A 15,915-nucleotide genomic window follows, 5' to 3' on the forward strand; every position below is an offset into this window, starting at 1 on the left:
CACTAGCCATTCCATAAAAGGCAATGCAGTAGCACACCTTCGATTTTCTGGCGGTTCGGCCCGCTCGGTCGGCCATCCCGATCCGAAGACCGCATCGATGTCCGCACCCGTCAGGGGCACAAGAGTCGAGCTTACGACACTCCCCCGCCTGCGTCAAACAGCGACGAAGGTCCTGGTCCGCGAGCGGACCAGGACCTTCGTGGAGCGGGCAGATCAGACGTTGAAGCCGAGCGCGCGGAGCTGCTCCCGACCATCATCGGTGATCTTGTCGGGCCCCCACGGCGGCAGCCACACCCAGTTGATCTTGAGTTCGTCGACCAGGTCGGCGGTGGCCGAGTTGGCCTGGTCCTCGATGACGTCGGTCAGCGGGCACGCCGCCGAGGTCAGCGTCATGTCGACGGTGAGGAGTCTCTTGCCCTCGGTCTCCGACACGTTGACGCCGTAGATCAGGCCCAGGTCGACGACGTTGATGCCGAGCTCAGGGTCGACGACGTCACGGAGCGCCTCAAGGATCTGCTCGGTCTCGTCGTCCAGGGCGCCACCGGTGAGGGCGTCCAGAACGGCGTCCTCTCCCCCGGTGACGTTCTCTTCCGTCACATTCACTTCCGTCACGTTCTCTTCTGCCACAACGGGGTCACTCATGCGGACTTCTCCAAGGTCTGGGAGGTCGCGTCCTTCCAGGCCATCCAGCCTAGAAGGGCGCACTTGACGCGGGCGGGGTACTTCGACACGCCCGCGAAGGCGACCGCGTCTTCCAGCGTCTCCTCATCCGGGACGAGCTCGCCGCGCGACTGCATGAGCGCGAGGAACTCGTCGTTGAGGACGAGGGCTTCCTTGACGGTCTTCCCGATGATCAGGTCGGCCATCACCGAGGCGCTGGCCTGGCTGATCGAGCAGCCCTGCCCCTCGTAGGACACGTCGGCGATGGTCGCGTCCTCGGTCGTCCCGTCGAGGTGCACGCGGAGCGTGATCTCGTCGCCGCAGGTCGGGTTCACATGGTGGACCTCGGCCTCGTACGGGCTGCGGAGCCCCTTGTGCTGGGGGTTCCGGTAGTGATCCAGGATGATCTCCTGGTACATGGATTCAAGCTGCATCTCAGGCCACTCCGAAGAACTGCTGGGCCTTCCGGACGCCCTCGGCCAGCACGTCCACATCGCTCAGCGTGTTGTACACATAGAACGACGCCCGGGTGGTCGCGGGTATTCCGTAGCGGCGGCAGAGCGGCCACGCGCAGTGGTGCCCGACCCGTACCGCGATGCCCAGATCGTCGAGGACCTGGCCGACGTCGTGCGGGTGGATCCCGTCGACGACGAACGACACGGTCGCGCCGCGCGCCGCCGAGTCCGCGGGGCCGATGATCCGGACGCCGGGGATCTGGCCGAGCTGCTCCAGCGCGTAGACGGCGAGCAGGTGCTCGTGCTCGACGACCCGGTCCATGCCGAGTTCGGTGAGGTAGTCGCAGGCGGCGGCGAGCCCGACGGCCTGGGCCGTCATCGGGACGCCGGCCTCGAACCGCTGCGGCGGCGCCGCGTAGGTCGACTGCTCGAGCTGGACGATCTCGATCATGGATCCGCCGGTGATGAACGGCGGCATCGACTCCAGCAGCTCCCGCCGGCCCCACAGGACGCCGATGCCCAGGGGGCCCAGCATCTTGTGGCCGGAGAAGACCAGGAAGTCGGCGCCGAGCTCGGTCACGTCGACGGGGAGGTGCGGAACTGACTGCGCGCCGTCGACCAGGACGAGCGCCCCGACGGCGTGCGCCTTCTCGGCGATCTCCTTGACGGGGTTGACCGTTCCCAGGACGTTCGACTGCTGGGTGAGCGCCACCAGCTTGGTGCGCTCGGTGATCAGCTCGTCGATGTTCGACAGGTCGAGCCTGCCGTCGTCGGTGAGCCCGAACCAGCGGAGGGTCGCGCCGGTGCGGCGGCAGAGCTCCTGCCACGGCACCAGGTTGGCGTGGTGCTCCATCTCGGTGACGATGATCTCGTCGCCGGGGCCGACCTTGAAGCGTTCCGCGGACGGCCCGAAGGTGGTGGCGTTGCTCAGCGCGTACGCGACGAGGTTGATGCCCTCGGTCGCGTTCTTGGTGAACACGATCTCACCGGCGGGCGCGCCGATGAACCGGCCGATGGTCGCCCGCGCGTTCTCGAACGCGTCGGTCGCCTCCTCGGCCAGCAGGTGCGCCCCCCGGTGGACGGCGGCGTTGTGCTGTTCGTAGAACTCGCGCTCGGCGTCCAGAACCTGGCGCGGCTTCTGCGAGGTCGCACCGGAGTCCAGGTAGACGAGAGGGTTGCCGTTCCGGACCGTGCGGCCCAGGATCGGGAAGTCCTTCCTGATCTCCTCCGCCAGAAGTCCCATGATCAGACTCCCGCCTTGCCGACGTACTTCTCGTAGCCTTCGGCTTCCAGCAGGTCGGCCAGCTCGGGCCCGCCCTCTTCGACGATCTTGCCGTCGGCGAAGACGTGCACGAAGTCCGGCTTCACGTAGCGCAGGATCCGCGTGTAGTGCGTGATCAGCAGGACGCCGGTCTCGCCGTCGGCGGAGAACCGGTTGACGCCCTCGGAGACGACCTTCAACGCGTCGACGTCGAGGCCGGAGTCGGTCTCGTCGAGCACGGCGATCTTCGGCTTGAGCAGTTCGAGCTGGAGGATCTCGTGGCGCTTCTTCTCACCGCCGGAGAAGCCCTCGTTGACGTTGCGCTGCGCGAACGCCGGGTCCATCTGGAGCTGGGCCATCGACTCCTTGAGGTCCTTGGAGAAGACCCGGAGCTTGGGCGCCTCGCCCTTGACGGCCGTCACGGCGGTGCGCAGGAAGTTCGCGACCGAGACGCCCGGCACCTCGACGGGGTACTGCATGGCCAGGAACAGGCCGGCGCGGGCCCGCTCGTCCACCGACATCGCCAGCACGTCCTCACCGTCGAGGGTGACGGTGCCGCTGGTGACGGTGTACTTCGGGTGCCCCGCGATCGCGTAGGCGAGCGTCGACTTGCCGGAGCCGTTCGGGCCCATGATCGCGTGGGTCTCCCCAGCGCGGACGGTCAGGTTGACGCCCTTCAGGATCTCCTTGTCGGCGACCGTCACGTGCAGGTCGCGGATCTCCAGCGTGGCCATGTTCAGGACTCCCCATATTCGGACGACTCAGCGACATTGACGTACACGTGCTCGCCGCCGTCTTCGCCGGTCTCGATCTTCACTCGGTAAGTAGGTACGGCCTGCGTGGCAGGCGGGTTGGTGGGCTTGCCGGTCCGCAGGTCGAAGCAGGATCCGTGCAGCCAGCACTCCAGGGTGCCGTTGTAGACCTCGCCCTCGGAGAGCGAGACCTCGGCGTGCGAGCAGATGTCGTTCATCGCGAACACCGAGCCCTCGGTCTTCACCAGCACGACGGGCGTGTCGTCGATCTCGACGGCCATCGGCTGGTCCTCGGCGATCTCGGCGAGCGGGCAGACCCGGACGAACCCGCCCATCACTCGTCCTCGGACACGACGACGATGCCCAGCTCCGCGTCGATCGCGGCCTCGACCCGCTCGCGCAGCTCAGGCAGCTCGATCTTCTGGATCAGGGCGTTGAGGAAGCCGCGCACGACCATGCGCTTGGCCTCGCCGGCCGGGATCCCTCGGGCCTGGAGGTAGAACACGTGCTGGTCGTCGAGCTGGCCGGACGCCGAGGCGTGGCCCGCGCCGACGATCTCGCCGGTGAGGATCTCAAGGTTGGGCACCGAGTCGACCCGCGTGCCGTCGGTGAGGACGAGGTTGCGGTTGAGCTCGTAGGTGTCGGTGCCCTCGGCCTCGGCGCGGATCACCACGTCGCCGATCCAGACGGCGTGCGCGTCGTCGCCCTGCAGGGCGCCGCGGTAGTCCACCCGGGACTTGCAGTTCGGCACCGAGTGGTCGGCGAGCAGCCGGTGCTCCAGGTGCTGTCCCGCGTCCACGAAGTAGATGCCGTACAGCTCGGCGTCGCCGCCCTGGCCGTGGTAGGAGACCGCGGGGCGGAGCCGGACGAGGTTGCCGCCGAGCGTCACGTTGAAGCCGGTGAACTTGGCGTCCTTGCCCAGGTGGGCGTGCTGGTGCGAGACGTGCACCGCGTCCGACGCCCAGTCCTGGAGCGAGATCACGTTCAGTTCGGCCTGGTCGCCGACGACGAACTCCACGTTGTCGGCGTAGGTGGCCGAACCGGAGTGGTCGAGGACGATCGTCGCCCGGGAGAACGGCTCCGCGATGATCGTGATGTGGCCGTAGGCGGCGTGGTCGGCGGACTCGCCGCGCAGCCGGATGATCGTCGGCACCGAGGCGACGGCCTCGCGCGGGACGGTGACCACGGTGGCCTGCTGGTAGGAGCTGTAGGCCTGGGCGGAGATCCGGTCGGTCGGCGTGTAGCCCGACCCGACCCGGGCGTCACCCCGGCCCACGGTCTCGACGGTCACCTCGGGCGCCGCGTCGACGACGACAATGATCTTGCCGTCGGCGACCGCGGACCCGTCGTGCAGACCCCGAAGACGGCGCAGCGGGGTGAACCGCCACTCCTCTTCACGACCCGAGGGGACCTCGAAGTCGGCGACATCAAAAGACGCCACGGCGTTAAGCGACGAAACGGGCTTAACTCCGTGCTGATCATTCAGGCCCATCAGCCGACGGCCCCTTCCATCTGCAGTTCGATGAGCCGGTTGAGCTCGAGTGCGTATTCCATCGGCAGCTCACGCGCGATCGGCTCCACGAACCCGCGGACGATCATCGCCATGGCCTCGTCCTCGGTCATGCCGCGGCTCATGAGGTAGAAGAGCTGGTTCTCCGAGACCTTGGAGACGGTGGCCTCGTGGCCCATCTCCACGTCGTCCTCGCGGACGTCGACGTAGGGGTAGGTGTCGGAGCGGGAGATCTGGTCGACGAGCAGCGCGTCGCACTTCACGGTCGACTTGGAGTGCTCGGCGCCCTCCTGGATCTGGATCAGGCCCCGGTAGGAGGTGCGGCCGCCGCCACGCGCCACCGACTTGGAGATGATCGAAGAGGAGGTGTGCGGGGCGCAGTGCACCATCTTGGCGCCGGCGTCCTGGTGCTGGCCCTCGCCCGCGAAGGCGATGGACAGGGTCTCGCCCTTGGCGTGCGGGCCCATCAGGTAGATCGCCGGGTACTTCATGGTGACCTTGGAGCCGATGTTGCCGTCGACCCATTCCATGGTCGCGCCCTCGTAGGCGACGGCGCGCTTGGTCACCAGGTTGTAGACGTTGTTCGACCAGTTCTGGATCGTCGTGTAGCGGCAGCGGCCGCCCTTCTTCACGATGATCTCCACGACGGCCGAGTGCAGCGAGTCCGACTTGTAGATCGGCGCGGTACAGCCCTCGACGTAGTGCACGTAGGCGTCTTCGTCGACGATGATCAGGGTCCGCTCGAACTGGCCCATGTTCTCGGTGTTGATCCGGAAGTAGGCCTGGAGCGGGATCTCGACCTGCACGCCCTTGGGGACGTAGATGAACGATCCGCCGGACCACACGGCCGTGTTCAGCGCGGCGAACTTGTTGTCGCCGACGGGGATCACGGAGCCGAAGTACTCCTGGAAGATCTCCGGGTGCTCGCGCAGGCCGGTGTCGGTGTCCAGGAAGATGACGCCCTTCTCCTCAAGGTCCTCACGGATCTTGTGATAGACGACCTCGGACTCGTACTGCGCCGCGACGCCCGCGATCAGCCGCTGCTTCTCCGCTTCGGGGATGCCCAGCCGGTCGTAGGTGTTCTTGATGTCCTCGGGCAGGTCCTCCCAGGACTCGGCCTGCTTCTCGGTGGACCGCACGAAGTACTTGATGTTGTCGAAGTGGATGTCGGAGAGGTCGGAGCCCCAGGACGGCATCGGCTTCTTGCCGAACAGGCGCAGACCCTTCAGCCGAAGCTCGAGCATCCATTCGGGCTCGTTCTTCTTCGCTGAAATGTCGCGGACGACCGCCTCGGACAGACCGCGCTTCGCCGCGGCGCCTGCCGTGTCGGAGTCGGCCCAGCCGTACTTGTAATTACCCAGCCCCTCGAGCTCAGGGTTGGCTGCCGTAGTCATAGGGAGATCCCTCCGGACTCCTCGTTATCCGTGTTAACCCCGTGAGATGTCGGGCTCACGTGGGTGGTGCAGACACCGTCGCCGTGGGCGATGGTGGCGAGACGCTGGACCGGGGTGCCGAGCATCCGCCCGAACGCCTCCGTCTCCGCCTCGCACAACTGCGGGAACTGCTCGGCGACGTGCGCCACCGGACAGTGGTGCTGGCAGAGCTGAGCTCCGCCCAACACATGGGGTGCCTGTCCGGCCGCGGCCGCGTAGCCGTCCGCCGACAGCGCCTCGGCCAGGGCCTTGACGCGCTGCTGCGGTGGTAGTGCTTGCAGTTCCGGAGCGTAGCGCCGTTCGAGATCCGCGATCTGGCTGCGCGCGAATTCCGTGACGGCCTCGGGCCCCGCCTTCTCCGCGAGGAATCGCAGAGCACTGGAGGCGAGGTCATCATAGGCGTGCACGAAGTTGGTGCGCCCGGTATCGGTGATCGCGAACAGTTTGGCGGGCCTGCCCCGGCCGCGCGAGGCGGTGGGACGGGCCCTGCGGGTCTCGATCATGCCTTCGGCCAGCAGCGCGTCGAGATGGCGCCGGACGGCCGCGGGCGTGAGCCCGAGCCGTTCCCCCAGCGCGGAGGCCGCGACGGGGCCGTGCTCCAGAATGAGCCGGGCCACACGCGCACGCGTGTCCCGCTCGGCCCGGGGCACGGCGGATCCAGCCGGGACCGACGGAGCGGTACCGGCCGTGACCTGCGGCGTGGCCTCGGGCATGTTTTTCACAACATCAGTGTGCCGTAATTCATTCCCCGTACACAAACGAACGGCGGTGTTCCGTCTCACGCAGGTAAGCCTTACTTAAGCAAGCCTTACCTAAGAATCAGCGGTGCATTCGCGGGACGACGATCACCGGGCAGGGAGCCGCGCGAATGATCTTCAGACTCATGTCGCCCATGAAGACCTTGCGGATCGGGCCCGCCGTGGAGGAGCCGCAGACGAGCAGATCTCCCGGGGTCCAGTCGGCCGCGGCGAGTGCGGTGGCCGCGTCGCGGCCCTCGACCACCTCGGTGACGATCTGCCGTTTGGTGAGCCGGGTGCCGTGCGCGGTCTCCTCGGCGACCTCGGCCAGATCGGCTTCGAGCGCCCCCACCGCGCGGCGCAGCTGTTCGTCGGCGAGCGCCGCCGCCTTGCCCCGGGCGGCGTGGCCGATCGCGATGGTCAGCAGCCGCAGCGGGATCTTGCGGCGGGCGGCGAACGCGGAGGCCAGCTCGACGGCGTGGGCGGTGTCCGGCCTGCGCAGATAGGCGACGGTCACCCGGTCGAAGGCCGCCAGCTCCAGCCCCGCGTAGCCCTTCGGCGCGAGCAGGACCGGGACGGGCGAGGAGTGCAGGAGCTGGTCGGCGGTGCTGCCCAGCGAGATCCCGGTGCGCGGCCCGCCCGGCGCGGACCCCACGACGATCAGATCGCACTTCGCCTTCGCGGCCAGCTTCACCAGGCCCTTGCCGCTGGCCCTGCCGCTGCCGATCACCACTTCGGGATCGGTGACCCCGCGATCGGCCAGCAGCGCGACGGCCTTGGCGGCGTTGTCGGCGGCCTGGGCGTTGAGGTAGTTCTCCCACTCGGCGTCGACCCGGCCGGGGCCGGGGCTCTCCGAGACCGCGGTCCGCACCACGCCCACCACGACCTCGACGCCGCGGCCGCCGGCGATCAGCGCGGCCAGGGCCAGGGCGTCCTCGCCGCGCTTGTCGGGCTCGTAGCCGACGAGCACCCGGGTGGCGACCATGTCAGTTCAGCTCCTTCGTGCCGGAGTCGGATCCCGCCGTGTTCAGCCGCGACCGCTTCCTGCTGTACAGGAAGTAGACGGCCAGCCCGCCGAGGGTCCAGAACGCGAACACCACCCAGGTGACCCCGTCCAGCCCGCGCATCACCCACAGGCAGAACAGGACGCCGAGGATCGGGGTGATCGGGTACAGCGGGGTGCGGAAGCCGCGCGGCAGATCGGGCTTGGTCCGCCGCAGCACGATCACACCGATGTTGACCAGGGCGAACGCGAACAGTGTGCCGATGCTGGTGGCCTCGGTGAGCTTGTCGAGCGGCACCAGCGCGGCCAGCACCGAGACCACGACCCCGACGATCAGGGTGTTCTCGACCGGCGCCGCGGTCCGCGGGTGGACCTTCTGGAAGACCTTCGGGATCAGGCCGTCGCGGGACATCGCGAACAGGATGCGGGTCTGGCCGTACAGGACGGTCAGCACCACGCTGGTGATCGCGATGACGGCGCCCAGCGACAGGATCATCGACGGCCACGCCACCCCCGTGACGTCCTCGAGGATCGCCGAGAGCGACGCCTCGGTGTCGTCCTTCAGGTCCTGCCAGGGCATCGCGCCGACCGAGGCCAGCGCCACCGCCACATAGACGATCGTGACGATCACCAGGGACAGGATGATGGCCAGCGGCAGGTCCCGTTTGGGGTTCTTGGCCTCCTCGCCGGCCGTGGACGCGGCGTCGAAGCCGATGTAGGAGAAGAACACCTGGGAGGCCGCCGCGCTCACGCCCGCCATGCCCAGCGGCAGGAACGGGGTGAGGTTGCCCGACTCGAACCCGGTGAAAGCGACCACGCAGAAGAACGCCAGCAGCACCAGCTTGAAGAACACCATGAAGGTGTTGACCTTCGCGCTGTCGGAGACGCCCCGCGTCAGCAGGATGGTCATCGCCATGACGACCGCGACGGCCGTCAGGTTCACCACGCCGCCGTGCCCGACGGGCTGGGAGATCGCCTCGGGGATCTTGAACCCGAACGCCTTGTCCAGGAAGTCGTTCAGGTACTGCCCCCAGCCGACGGCGACCGCCGACACCGACACCCCGTACTCCAGCAGCAGGCACCAGCCGCAGACCCAGGCGACCAGCTCGCCCATGGTGGCGTAGGTGTAGGAGTAGGACGAGCCCGACACCGGGATCGTCCCCGCCAGCTCCGCGTACGACAGGGCCGAGAACAGGGCCGTCACCGCCGACAGGGCGAAGGCCAGCACGACCGCGGGCCCCGCCTTCGGGGTCGCCTCGCCCATCACGACGAAGATGCCGGTGCCCAGGGTGGCCCCGACGCTGAAGAAGGTCAGCGAGAGCAGGCCCATCGAGCGCTTGAGCCCGCCGCCCTCCCCGTCACCTCCTTCACGGACGATCTGGTCGACCGGTTTCGTCCGCCACAGGCTGTGCCAGAACGTCGTGGCCACGCGGTGCTCCTTTACAGAGTGCTGGCCAGCGGCCAGGTGGCGTTCGGCGTGATGATCGTCCCGGAGGTGCCGGCGAGGATCTCCTCGACCTTGTCGAGGGCGCCGATCGCCGCCATGTCGCCGGTCCGCTCGACGAACCCGCAGACCGCTTCGACCTTCGGCCCCATCGAGCCGGCCGGGAAGTCCTCGGCGCGCAGCTCGTGCGGGGTGGTGTGGCGGATCGGCTCCTGCTGCGGCGTCCCGAAGTTCCGCATCACCTCGGGCACGTCGGTGAGGATGAGGAAGGCGTCGGCCTCCAGCGACTCGGCGAGCATCGCCCCGGTGAGGTCCTTGTCGATGACCGCTTCGACGCCCTCGAGCTGGCCCTGGGCGTTGCGGACCACGGGGACCCCGCCGCCGCCCGCGCAGATCACGACCGAACCGCTGCGCACGAGCTGGCGGATCAGCCGGGTCTCCACGACCCGCTGCGGCTGCGGCGACGGGACGACCCGCCGCCAGTACTGCCCGTCCGGCTTGACCTTCCAGCCGTAGGCGGCGGCCATCTTCTTGGCCTCGGCCTCGTCGTAGACCTCGCCGACGAACTTGGTGGGGTCGTCGAACGCCGGGTCGACGGCCGACACGAGGGTCTGGTTGACCATGGCGATGACCTGGCGGCCCGGCAGCGCGTTCTGCAGGGCCTGGAGCATCCAGTAGCCGATCATGCCCTGGGTCTCGGCGCCGATCGTGTCGAGCGGGTAGGGCGCCGACAGGCTCTCGTCGTTGACGCTCTCCAGCGCGAGCACCCCGACCTGCGGCCCGTTCCCATGAGTGATGATCACCTCATGCCGTTCGGCCAGCGGCGCGAGCGATCTGACGGCCGTCCGCACGTTCTCGATCTGGGTCGAGGCGTCCGGCTTCTCCCCGCGCTTGAGCAGCGCGTTGCCCCCCAGGGCGACCACGACGCGCACGGTCAGTTCCCCAGGGTGGCGACCATGACCGCCTTGATCGTGTGCATCCGGTTCTCGGCCTCGTCGAAGACGACGGAGCGGTGCGACTCGAAGACCTCGTCGGTCACCTCGAGGGCGTCCATCCCGGTCTTCTCGTAGATGTCCTCGCCGACCGTGGTGTTGCGGTCGTGGAACGCCGGCAGGCAGTGCATGAACTTGGTGTCCGGGTTGCCGGTCTTCGCCATCATCGCGGCGTTGACCTGGTAGGGGCGGAGCAGCTTGATCCGCTCATTCCAGACGTCCTTGGGCTCGCCCATCGACACCCACACGTCGGTGCAGATGAAGTCGACGCCCTTGACGCCCTCGGCCACGTCCTCGGTGATGGTGATCTTCGCGCCGGTCTGGGCGGCGACCTCCTTGGCCGGCTTGACGACCATGTCCTGGTCGGGCCAGAGCGACTTCGGCGCGACGATCCGGACGTCCTGGCCGGTCAGCGCGCCCGCCGCGATGTAGGAGTTCGCCATGTTGAACCGGGCGTCGCCGACGTAGGCGTAGGAGATCTCACGGAGCGGCTTGGTGGAGTGCTCCATCATCGTGAGCTGGTCGGCCAGCATCTGGGTCGGGTGCCACTCGTCGGTCAGCCCGTTCCAGACCGGGACGTTCGACCACTGCGCGAGCTCCTCGACGGCGTGCTGCTCCTTGCCGCGGTACTCGATGCCGTCGTAGAAGCGGCCCAGCACCCGGGCGGTGTCCTTCATCGACTCCTTGTGGCCGATCTGCGAGCCGGTCGGGTCGAGATAGGTCACATGGGCGCCCTGGTCGTGGGCGGCGACCTCGAACGAGCAGCGGGTGCGCGTCGAGGTCTTCTCGAAGATCAGCGCGATGTTCTTGCCCTTGAGGAGCTGGGTCTCGGTGCCGGAGTACTTCGCGGCCTTCAGCTCGGCCGAGAGCTCGAGCAGGAACCGCCACTCCTTGGGAGTGAAGTCCAGCTCCTTCAGGAAACTGCGGCCACGCAGATTGAACGCCATGGTTCTCTTTCCCCCGAAAAAGAAGTGGTGAAGGTCGGTTCAGGCTTCGCGCTCGATCGGGCAGGACATGCAGCGCGGCCCGCCCCGGCCGCGGCCGAGCTCGCTGCCGCGGATCGTCAGCACCTCGACGCCGTTCTTGCGCAGGAAGTTGTTGGAGGTCGTGTTCCGCTCGTAGGCGACGACGACGCCCGGCTCCAGCGCGAGCACGTTGCAGCCGTCGTCCCACTGCTCGCGTTCGGCCGCCATGACGTCCTGGGTCGCGGTGAGGATCTTGATGTCGTCGAGGCCGAGCGCCCTGCCGATCGCCTTGTGCATGTCGTCGGCGGCGTGGTCGGTGACCTTCAGTTCCTTCTCGTTGTCGCCCGGCTCGATCGTGTACGACGGCAGCATCCCCATGCCCGCGTACTTGGTGAACACGCCGTAGTCGACCATGGTCATCACCGTGTCGAGGTGCATGAACGCACGGGCCTTCGGCATGTTCAGCGCCACGATCTTCTGGGCGGACCCCGCCTGGAACAGCTTCTGCGCGAGCATCTCCACGGCCTGCGGCTGGGTCCGCTCCGACATGCCGATCAGGACGGCGCCACGGCCGATCACCAGGACGTCGCCGCCCTCGATGGTGGCCGGCGCCATCGGCGTCCCGTAGTTCCAGACATGGAAGCCGCCCGCGTCCGGCCGGTCGTAGCCCGGCGCGAACATCGGGTGGTACTTGTAGATCGCCTCCATGTTCACCGTCTCGCGCATCCGCGCCTTCTTGCGCATCGCGTTGATCGAGACGCCGTCGTAGATCCAGCACGAGGTGTCGCGGGTGAACAGGTGGTTGGGCAGCGGCGGCAGGACGAAGTCGTCCATGTCCATCGAGTGGAAGGCGATCGACTTCGGCTCGGGGATGAGCTGGAGCAGTTCGCGCTTGGTGATGCCGCCGGTCAGGACCTGCTGGAGCTCGGCGTCGGGCATCGCGTCCAGGGCGTTGCGGATCGCGTCGGTGGCCAGCGGGCCGAACCAGCGGACGTCGATGATGCCGTCCAGGATGTGCTTCTTGGCCTCGGGGATGCCGACGGTCTCGCGCAGCAGGTCGCCCAGCATGTAGGTCTTGACTCCGCGGCCCTCCAGCAGGGCGCGGAACTCGTCGTGCTCCTCGCCGGCGCGCTCCACCCAGAGCACGTCGTCGAAGAGCAGGTCGTCCTTGTTGGACGGGGTCAGCCGCTTCAGCGCCAGCTCCGGCTTGTGGATCATGACCTGCTTGAGCTTGCCGACTTCGGAATCGACGTGGAACGTCATGGTCTGTCAGTCCTCCGCTTGAGGGTGGTCAGGAAAGGGTCTTGGACGTGGTGCCGCTCTTGCCGCCCTCACCGGGCCCGTACTCGCCGCGGCCGGCCTTCACCCAGATGTAGACGGGGACTCCGACCAGCATCATGAGCATTCCGTAGAGGGCGGCGTCGGCCCCCGCGCCGTAGACGATCCAGGCGCCGAAGATCAGGGCGAGTCCCGCGATGCCGAGGTCGCGCGCCATCCGGCCCTTGTTGACCTCGCGTCCGCCGGTGACCAGCCAGAACAGCTGGGCGGCCGCCGAGAAGAAGTACGGGATCGCGGTGGTGAAGGACGCCAGCAGCAGGATGGTGTTGAAGCCGTTCTCGGAGCCGAGGTAGGCGTACAGCAGCATCAGGCTGGTGAGCGCGGTGCCGATGATGATGCCGTTGACCGGGGCTCCCCTGCCGGACTCCTTGGCGAACGCCTTGGGGAACATCCCGTCCTTTGCGGCGGCCAGCGGCATCTCGGCGACCAGCATGGTCCAGCCGTTCAGCGCGCCGATCCCGGAGATGATCGCGCAGACCGCCATCACGGTGCCCCAGACGGAGCCGCCGAACATGTGGTTGATGGCGTCGGCGAACGGCGCCTCGGACGAGGCGAGCTTGTCGTGCGGCACGTTGCCGAAGACCGCGACCGTCGCCAGCAGGTACATCGCGGCGCAGGCGAGCACACCGTAGATCGACGCCTTGCCGATGTTGCGCTTCGGGTCCTTGATCCGCTCGGCGACGATCGTGACGCTCTCCATCCCGGAGAACGCGAACAGGATCAGGCCGGCCGCCAGCGAGATCGCGGCCCAGGTGGAGCCGCCCTGCTGGTTGAAGGCCGGGAAGTAGTCGGCCTGGACGAAGAACAGCCCGACGATGCCGACGAAGATCAGCGGCACGAACTTGAAGACGGTGGTGACGGACTGGAACAGGCCGATGTTCTTGACGCCCGTCAGGTTGATGAACGCCGGGATCCACAGGCCGACCAGACCGATCGCGATCTTGCCCCAGGTGGAGTCCCAGTGCAGGAAGTAGTTGACGTAGCCGACCCACGCGAACGCGATGCCCGCGTTGCCGAGCCAGGCCGTCAGCCAGAACGACCAGGAGACCCAGAAGCCCGCGAACTCCCCGAAGGCGTCGCGGGCGTAGGCGTAGGGCCCGCCGCTCGCCGGGACGCGCCCGCCGAGCTTGCCGAACACGATCGCCAGGGCGATGGCGCCGATGGTGACCAGGCCGAGCACCAGGATCGAGACCGTGCCGATCGCGGCGAGCGAGGCGGGGAGCAGAAAGATCCCGGTCCCGACGATGTTGCCCACGACCAGGGCGACGGACTGCCCGAGCCCCAGCTTCCCGGACGCCCCCGCATCCTCCGGGGCGATCTCCGAGAACGCTTTCCCGGTCGCGCTAGAGCCCGAGACCTTCGGCTCTCCCATACCGCCCCCCGACCACACAGACGCAAGAAAAGCGGGCGGAGTGCTCCGCCCGGCATCGGTGTCCGTGCCCTGGCCGGGAACGTCCAAAACGGTGGCTGTGTCGCCGTTAGGCCGCCTTTAACGGGGGTTTGCCTGGGGGTTGGCGCGCTACTTGGGCAGGTGGGTCCGTGACTGCTCGACGGTGCCGTTCCTGGCGTTGCCGTCCATGACGACCACGGCGAACAGCACGCCGAACGCGAGGATCGCGCCGATGATCGCGACGGGCAGCGCGGCCCAGCGGGAGGGCAGGCCGAGCGGGTTCAGCTCGTAGCCGCCCAGGCGGTTGAGCCGGTCGTGGTACTCGGGGTCCTCGGCGGCCACGTGGCGGGCCATCGCCGCGACCGCGGCCCGCTCGTGCTCGGTCAGGACCGCCCCGTCGCGCTCCCGTCCCGGCACCCGCTCCTGCGCCATCCGCTCCCCCAAACGTCCGGTTACCGCCCAGCTTGAGCGATACGGACGTTTTACCGGGCCTTTGGGGGATTTTCCAAACCCGTTGCGGGAGCGTCAGTCGCTCTTCGCCGAATCGGCCAGCGCGTTGGCCCCGCCGACGATCTCGTTCAGCTCGTTGGTCACCTCGGCCTGGCGGGCCTCGTTGGCCTGCCGGGTCAGCTTGGTCACCAGATCGTTGGCGTTCTCGGTCGCCGACATCATCGCCCGGCGGCGGGCCGCGTGCTCCGACGCCGCCGACTCCAGCAGCATGTTCCAGACCCGGCCGCGCACGTACTGGCCCATCAGCCCGTCCAGGACCTCCTCCACGGACGGCTCGAACTCATACGACGCCACGGCCTGCCCGTCGGGGGCGGCGTCGACGTCCTCGATCTCCAGGGGCAGGATCCGCCGGACGGAGAGCTGCTGGCTCAGCATCGACACGAACCGCGTGTAGACGATGTGGACTTCGCCCACCCCGCCCTCGGACGTCCTGCGCAGGAACGCGTCCAGCAGCGCCTGCCCGATCTCGGCGGCCTGGTGGTAGGTGGGCTCGCCGGACTGGCCCGTCCACTGACCCGCCATGGGACGTTCGTTGAACCGGAAGTTGTCGACCCCGCGCCGCCCCGTGACATAGAACACGGGCTCCCGCCCCTGCTCGCGGAGCTGGGCGGCGAGCTGCTGACCGTGCCGGAGCACGTTGGCGTTGTAGCCGCCGCAGAACCCCCGGTCGCTCGTCACCAGCAGGATCGCCACCCGCGAGGTGTCGGGACGCCGGTTCAGCAGCGCGTGCTTGTGCGGGACGTGGTGGCTGATCAGCGCGGTGACGGCGCGGGTGACCTGACGGGCGTAGGGCGCGGAGGCGGCCTGGCGCTGCTGCGCCCGGGTGATCTTCGACGCGGCGATCATCTCCTGCGCCCGGGTGATCTTCGCCGTCGACTTGATGGAGCGGATGCGCACCCGCAGCCGCCTCAGTTCTGCGCCCATGGGCCCCCACCCTCACAGGACGTGGTTACGTTGAGTTACGACACTCCAGCACGGAGTGGTTTCTTTACCGTCGGGCCGGGCGAGAAGCACGGCCGGCGGGATCTAGACTCGGCCGCATGGCTACACCCCCCGCTCTCGAGATCTCCGGGCTGGTCAAGCGCTACGGCGCGGCCACCGCGGTCGACGGCCTGTCCCTGACGGCCGCCCGCGGCGAGGTCACCGCCCTGCTCGGCCCCAACGGCGCCGGCAAGACCAGCACCGTCGAGATCTGCGAGGGGTTCCGCCCCTACGACTCCGGCACCGTCCGCGTCCTCGGCCTCGCCCCGGACGACCCCGCGCTCAAGCCGCGGATCGGGGTCATGCCGCAGACCGGCGGGGTGCCGGGCACCGCGAGCGCCGCCGAGTTCCTGAACCTGATGGCCGCCTTCCACGCCGTCCCGCTGCCGCCCGCCGCCCTGATGGAGCGCCTCGGCCTCACCGAGCACGCCAAGACCCCCTACCGGCGGCTGTCGGGCGGCCAGCAGCAGCGGCTCTGCATCGC

At 68.3% G+C, this 15,915-nt stretch carries 17 protein-coding genes; 1 reads left to right on the forward strand and 16 read right to left on the reverse strand.

Annotated features, from left to right (window positions below; translation table 11 throughout):
* Positions 1-213: 213 nt before the first annotated feature.
* The 16 genes from ACYVE7_RS14935 to ACYVE7_RS15010 all read right to left on the reverse strand — a co-directional run bounded on the left by ACYVE7_RS14935 (position 214) and on the right by ACYVE7_RS15010 (position 15,374).
* On the reverse strand, positions 214-642 hold the full coding sequence (locus ACYVE7_RS14935) for a metal-sulfur cluster assembly factor (RefSeq protein ID WP_460365284.1): 429 nt from the start codon (positions 640-642) through the stop codon (positions 214-216).
* Positions 639-1,094, reverse strand: a complete 456-nt coding sequence (gene sufU / locus ACYVE7_RS14940) for a Fe-S cluster assembly sulfur transfer protein SufU (protein WP_460365285.1) — start codon at positions 1,092-1,094, stop codon at positions 639-641. The genes ACYVE7_RS14935 and sufU overlap by 4 nt, the downstream gene beginning before the upstream one ends.
* 1 nt (position 1,095) lies before the next feature.
* Positions 1,096-2,358 carry a cysteine desulfurase gene (locus ACYVE7_RS14945; protein WP_460365286.1) on the reverse strand — a complete coding sequence of 421 codons (1,263 nt, stop codon included), beginning with the start codon at positions 2,356-2,358 and terminating at the stop codon, positions 1,096-1,098.
* Positions 2,359-2,360: 2 nt separating this feature from the next.
* The gene (gene sufC, locus ACYVE7_RS14950; RefSeq protein ID WP_460365287.1) at positions 2,361-3,110 is read right to left on the reverse strand and encodes a Fe-S cluster assembly ATPase SufC; all 750 of its coding nucleotides are present in this window, start codon (positions 3,108-3,110) and stop codon (positions 2,361-2,363) included.
* Between the two features lie 2 nt (positions 3,111-3,112).
* The gene (locus ACYVE7_RS14955) at positions 3,113-3,463 is read right to left on the reverse strand and encodes a non-heme iron oxygenase ferredoxin subunit (RefSeq protein WP_460365288.1); all 351 of its coding nucleotides are present in this window, start codon (positions 3,461-3,463) and stop codon (positions 3,113-3,115) included.
* The gene (gene sufD, locus ACYVE7_RS14960; protein ID WP_460365289.1) at positions 3,463-4,620 is read right to left on the reverse strand and encodes a Fe-S cluster assembly protein SufD; all 1,158 of its coding nucleotides are present in this window, start codon (positions 4,618-4,620) and stop codon (positions 3,463-3,465) included. Before sufD ends, ACYVE7_RS14955 begins: the two co-directional genes overlap by 1 nt.
* Positions 4,620-6,032: a Fe-S cluster assembly protein SufB gene (gene sufB, locus ACYVE7_RS14965; RefSeq protein ID WP_460365290.1), complete on the reverse strand. Its 1,413-nt coding sequence runs from the start codon at positions 6,030-6,032 to the stop codon at positions 4,620-4,622. Before sufB ends, sufD begins: the two co-directional genes overlap by 1 nt.
* Positions 6,029-6,784, reverse strand: a complete 756-nt coding sequence (locus ACYVE7_RS14970; protein WP_460365291.1) for a helix-turn-helix transcriptional regulator — start codon at positions 6,782-6,784, stop codon at positions 6,029-6,031. Before ACYVE7_RS14970 ends, sufB begins: the two co-directional genes overlap by 4 nt.
* Before the next feature lie 106 nt (positions 6,785-6,890).
* Positions 6,891-7,793 carry a universal stress protein gene (locus ACYVE7_RS14975; RefSeq protein WP_460365292.1) on the reverse strand — a complete coding sequence of 301 codons (903 nt, stop codon included), beginning with the start codon at positions 7,791-7,793 and terminating at the stop codon, positions 6,891-6,893.
* A 1-nt stretch (position 7,794) separates the two neighbouring features.
* Positions 7,795-9,240, reverse strand: a complete 1,446-nt coding sequence (locus ACYVE7_RS14980) for an amino acid permease (RefSeq protein WP_460365293.1) — start codon at positions 9,238-9,240, stop codon at positions 7,795-7,797.
* 11 nt (positions 9,241-9,251) lie between these two features.
* Positions 9,252-10,178 (reverse strand): carbamate kinase, encoded by a 927-nt coding sequence (gene arcC / locus ACYVE7_RS14985; RefSeq protein ID WP_460365294.1) that lies wholly within the window; start codon positions 10,176-10,178, stop codon positions 9,252-9,254.
* A gap of 11 nt (positions 10,179-10,189) precedes the next feature.
* Positions 10,190-11,194, reverse strand: coding sequence for an ornithine carbamoyltransferase (gene argF / locus ACYVE7_RS14990; protein WP_460365295.1), 1,005 nt, complete (start codon positions 11,192-11,194; stop codon positions 10,190-10,192).
* Positions 11,195-11,233: 39 nt separating this feature from the next.
* Positions 11,234-12,475, reverse strand: a complete 1,242-nt coding sequence (locus ACYVE7_RS14995) for an arginine deiminase (protein ID WP_460365296.1) — start codon at positions 12,473-12,475, stop codon at positions 11,234-11,236.
* 28 nt (positions 12,476-12,503) lie between these two features.
* Positions 12,504-13,922: an amino acid permease gene (locus tag ACYVE7_RS15000; protein WP_460365297.1), complete on the reverse strand. Its 1,419-nt coding sequence runs from the start codon at positions 13,920-13,922 to the stop codon at positions 12,504-12,506.
* Positions 13,923-14,069: 147 nt separating this feature from the next.
* Complete coding sequence (locus ACYVE7_RS15005; RefSeq protein ID WP_460365299.1) at positions 14,070-14,372, reverse strand: hypothetical protein; 303 nt, start codon at positions 14,370-14,372, stop codon at positions 14,070-14,072.
* Positions 14,373-14,465: 93 nt separating this feature from the next.
* Entirely contained in the window at positions 14,466-15,374 is a 909-nt protein-coding gene (locus ACYVE7_RS15010) for a F0F1 ATP synthase subunit gamma (protein WP_460365300.1), read from the reverse strand.
* Between the two features lie 116 nt (positions 15,375-15,490).
* On the opposite strand from ACYVE7_RS15010, the gene ACYVE7_RS15015 reads away from it, so the two are divergent.
* Positions 15,491-15,915 (forward strand): ATP-binding cassette domain-containing protein (locus ACYVE7_RS15015; protein WP_460365301.1); only part of this gene is annotated, 425 nt, incomplete at its 3' end.

This window comes from Actinocorallia lasiicapitis (genome assembly GCF_054778695.1).

What these genes read in the sequence shown, in the direction of transcription:
- ACYVE7_RS14995 (WP_460365296.1), bottom strand. Translation starts at nt 12,475, where the DNA reads ATGACGTTCCACGTCGATTCCGAAGTCGGCAAGCTCAAGCAGGTCATG.
- ACYVE7_RS15005 (WP_460365299.1), bottom strand. Translation starts at nt 14,372, where the DNA reads ATGGCGCAGGAGCGGGTGCCGGGACGGGAGCGCGACGGGGCGGTCCTG.
- sufU (WP_460365285.1), bottom strand. Translation starts at nt 1,094, where the DNA reads ATGCAGCTTGAATCCATGTACCAGGAGATCATCCTGGATCACTACCGG.
- ACYVE7_RS14975 (WP_460365292.1), bottom strand. Translation starts at nt 7,793, where the DNA reads ATGGTCGCCACCCGGGTGCTCGTCGGCTACGAGCCCGACAAGCGCGGC.
- sufD (WP_460365289.1), bottom strand. Translation starts at nt 4,620, where the DNA reads ATGGGCCTGAATGATCAGCACGGAGTTAAGCCCGTTTCGTCGCTTAAC.
- ACYVE7_RS14945 (WP_460365286.1), bottom strand. Translation starts at nt 2,358, where the DNA reads ATGGGACTTCTGGCGGAGGAGATCAGGAAGGACTTCCCGATCCTGGGC.
- ACYVE7_RS15000 (WP_460365297.1), bottom strand. Translation starts at nt 13,922, where the DNA reads ATGGGAGAGCCGAAGGTCTCGGGCTCTAGCGCGACCGGGAAAGCGTTC.
- argF (WP_460365295.1), bottom strand. Translation starts at nt 11,194, where the DNA reads ATGGCGTTCAATCTGCGTGGCCGCAGTTTCCTGAAGGAGCTGGACTTC.
- sufC (WP_460365287.1), bottom strand. Translation starts at nt 3,110, where the DNA reads ATGGCCACGCTGGAGATCCGCGACCTGCACGTGACGGTCGCCGACAAG.
- ACYVE7_RS14955 (WP_460365288.1), bottom strand. Translation starts at nt 3,463, where the DNA reads ATGGGCGGGTTCGTCCGGGTCTGCCCGCTCGCCGAGATCGCCGAGGAC.
- ACYVE7_RS15010 (WP_460365300.1), bottom strand. Translation starts at nt 15,374, where the DNA reads ATGGGCGCAGAACTGAGGCGGCTGCGGGTGCGCATCCGCTCCATCAAG.
- ACYVE7_RS14970 (WP_460365291.1), bottom strand. Translation starts at nt 6,784, where the DNA reads ATGCCCGAGGCCACGCCGCAGGTCACGGCCGGTACCGCTCCGTCGGTC.
- sufB (WP_460365290.1), bottom strand. Translation starts at nt 6,032, where the DNA reads ATGACTACGGCAGCCAACCCTGAGCTCGAGGGGCTGGGTAATTACAAG.
- ACYVE7_RS14935 (WP_460365284.1), bottom strand. Translation starts at nt 642, where the DNA reads ATGAGTGACCCCGTTGTGGCAGAAGAGAACGTGACGGAAGTGAATGTG.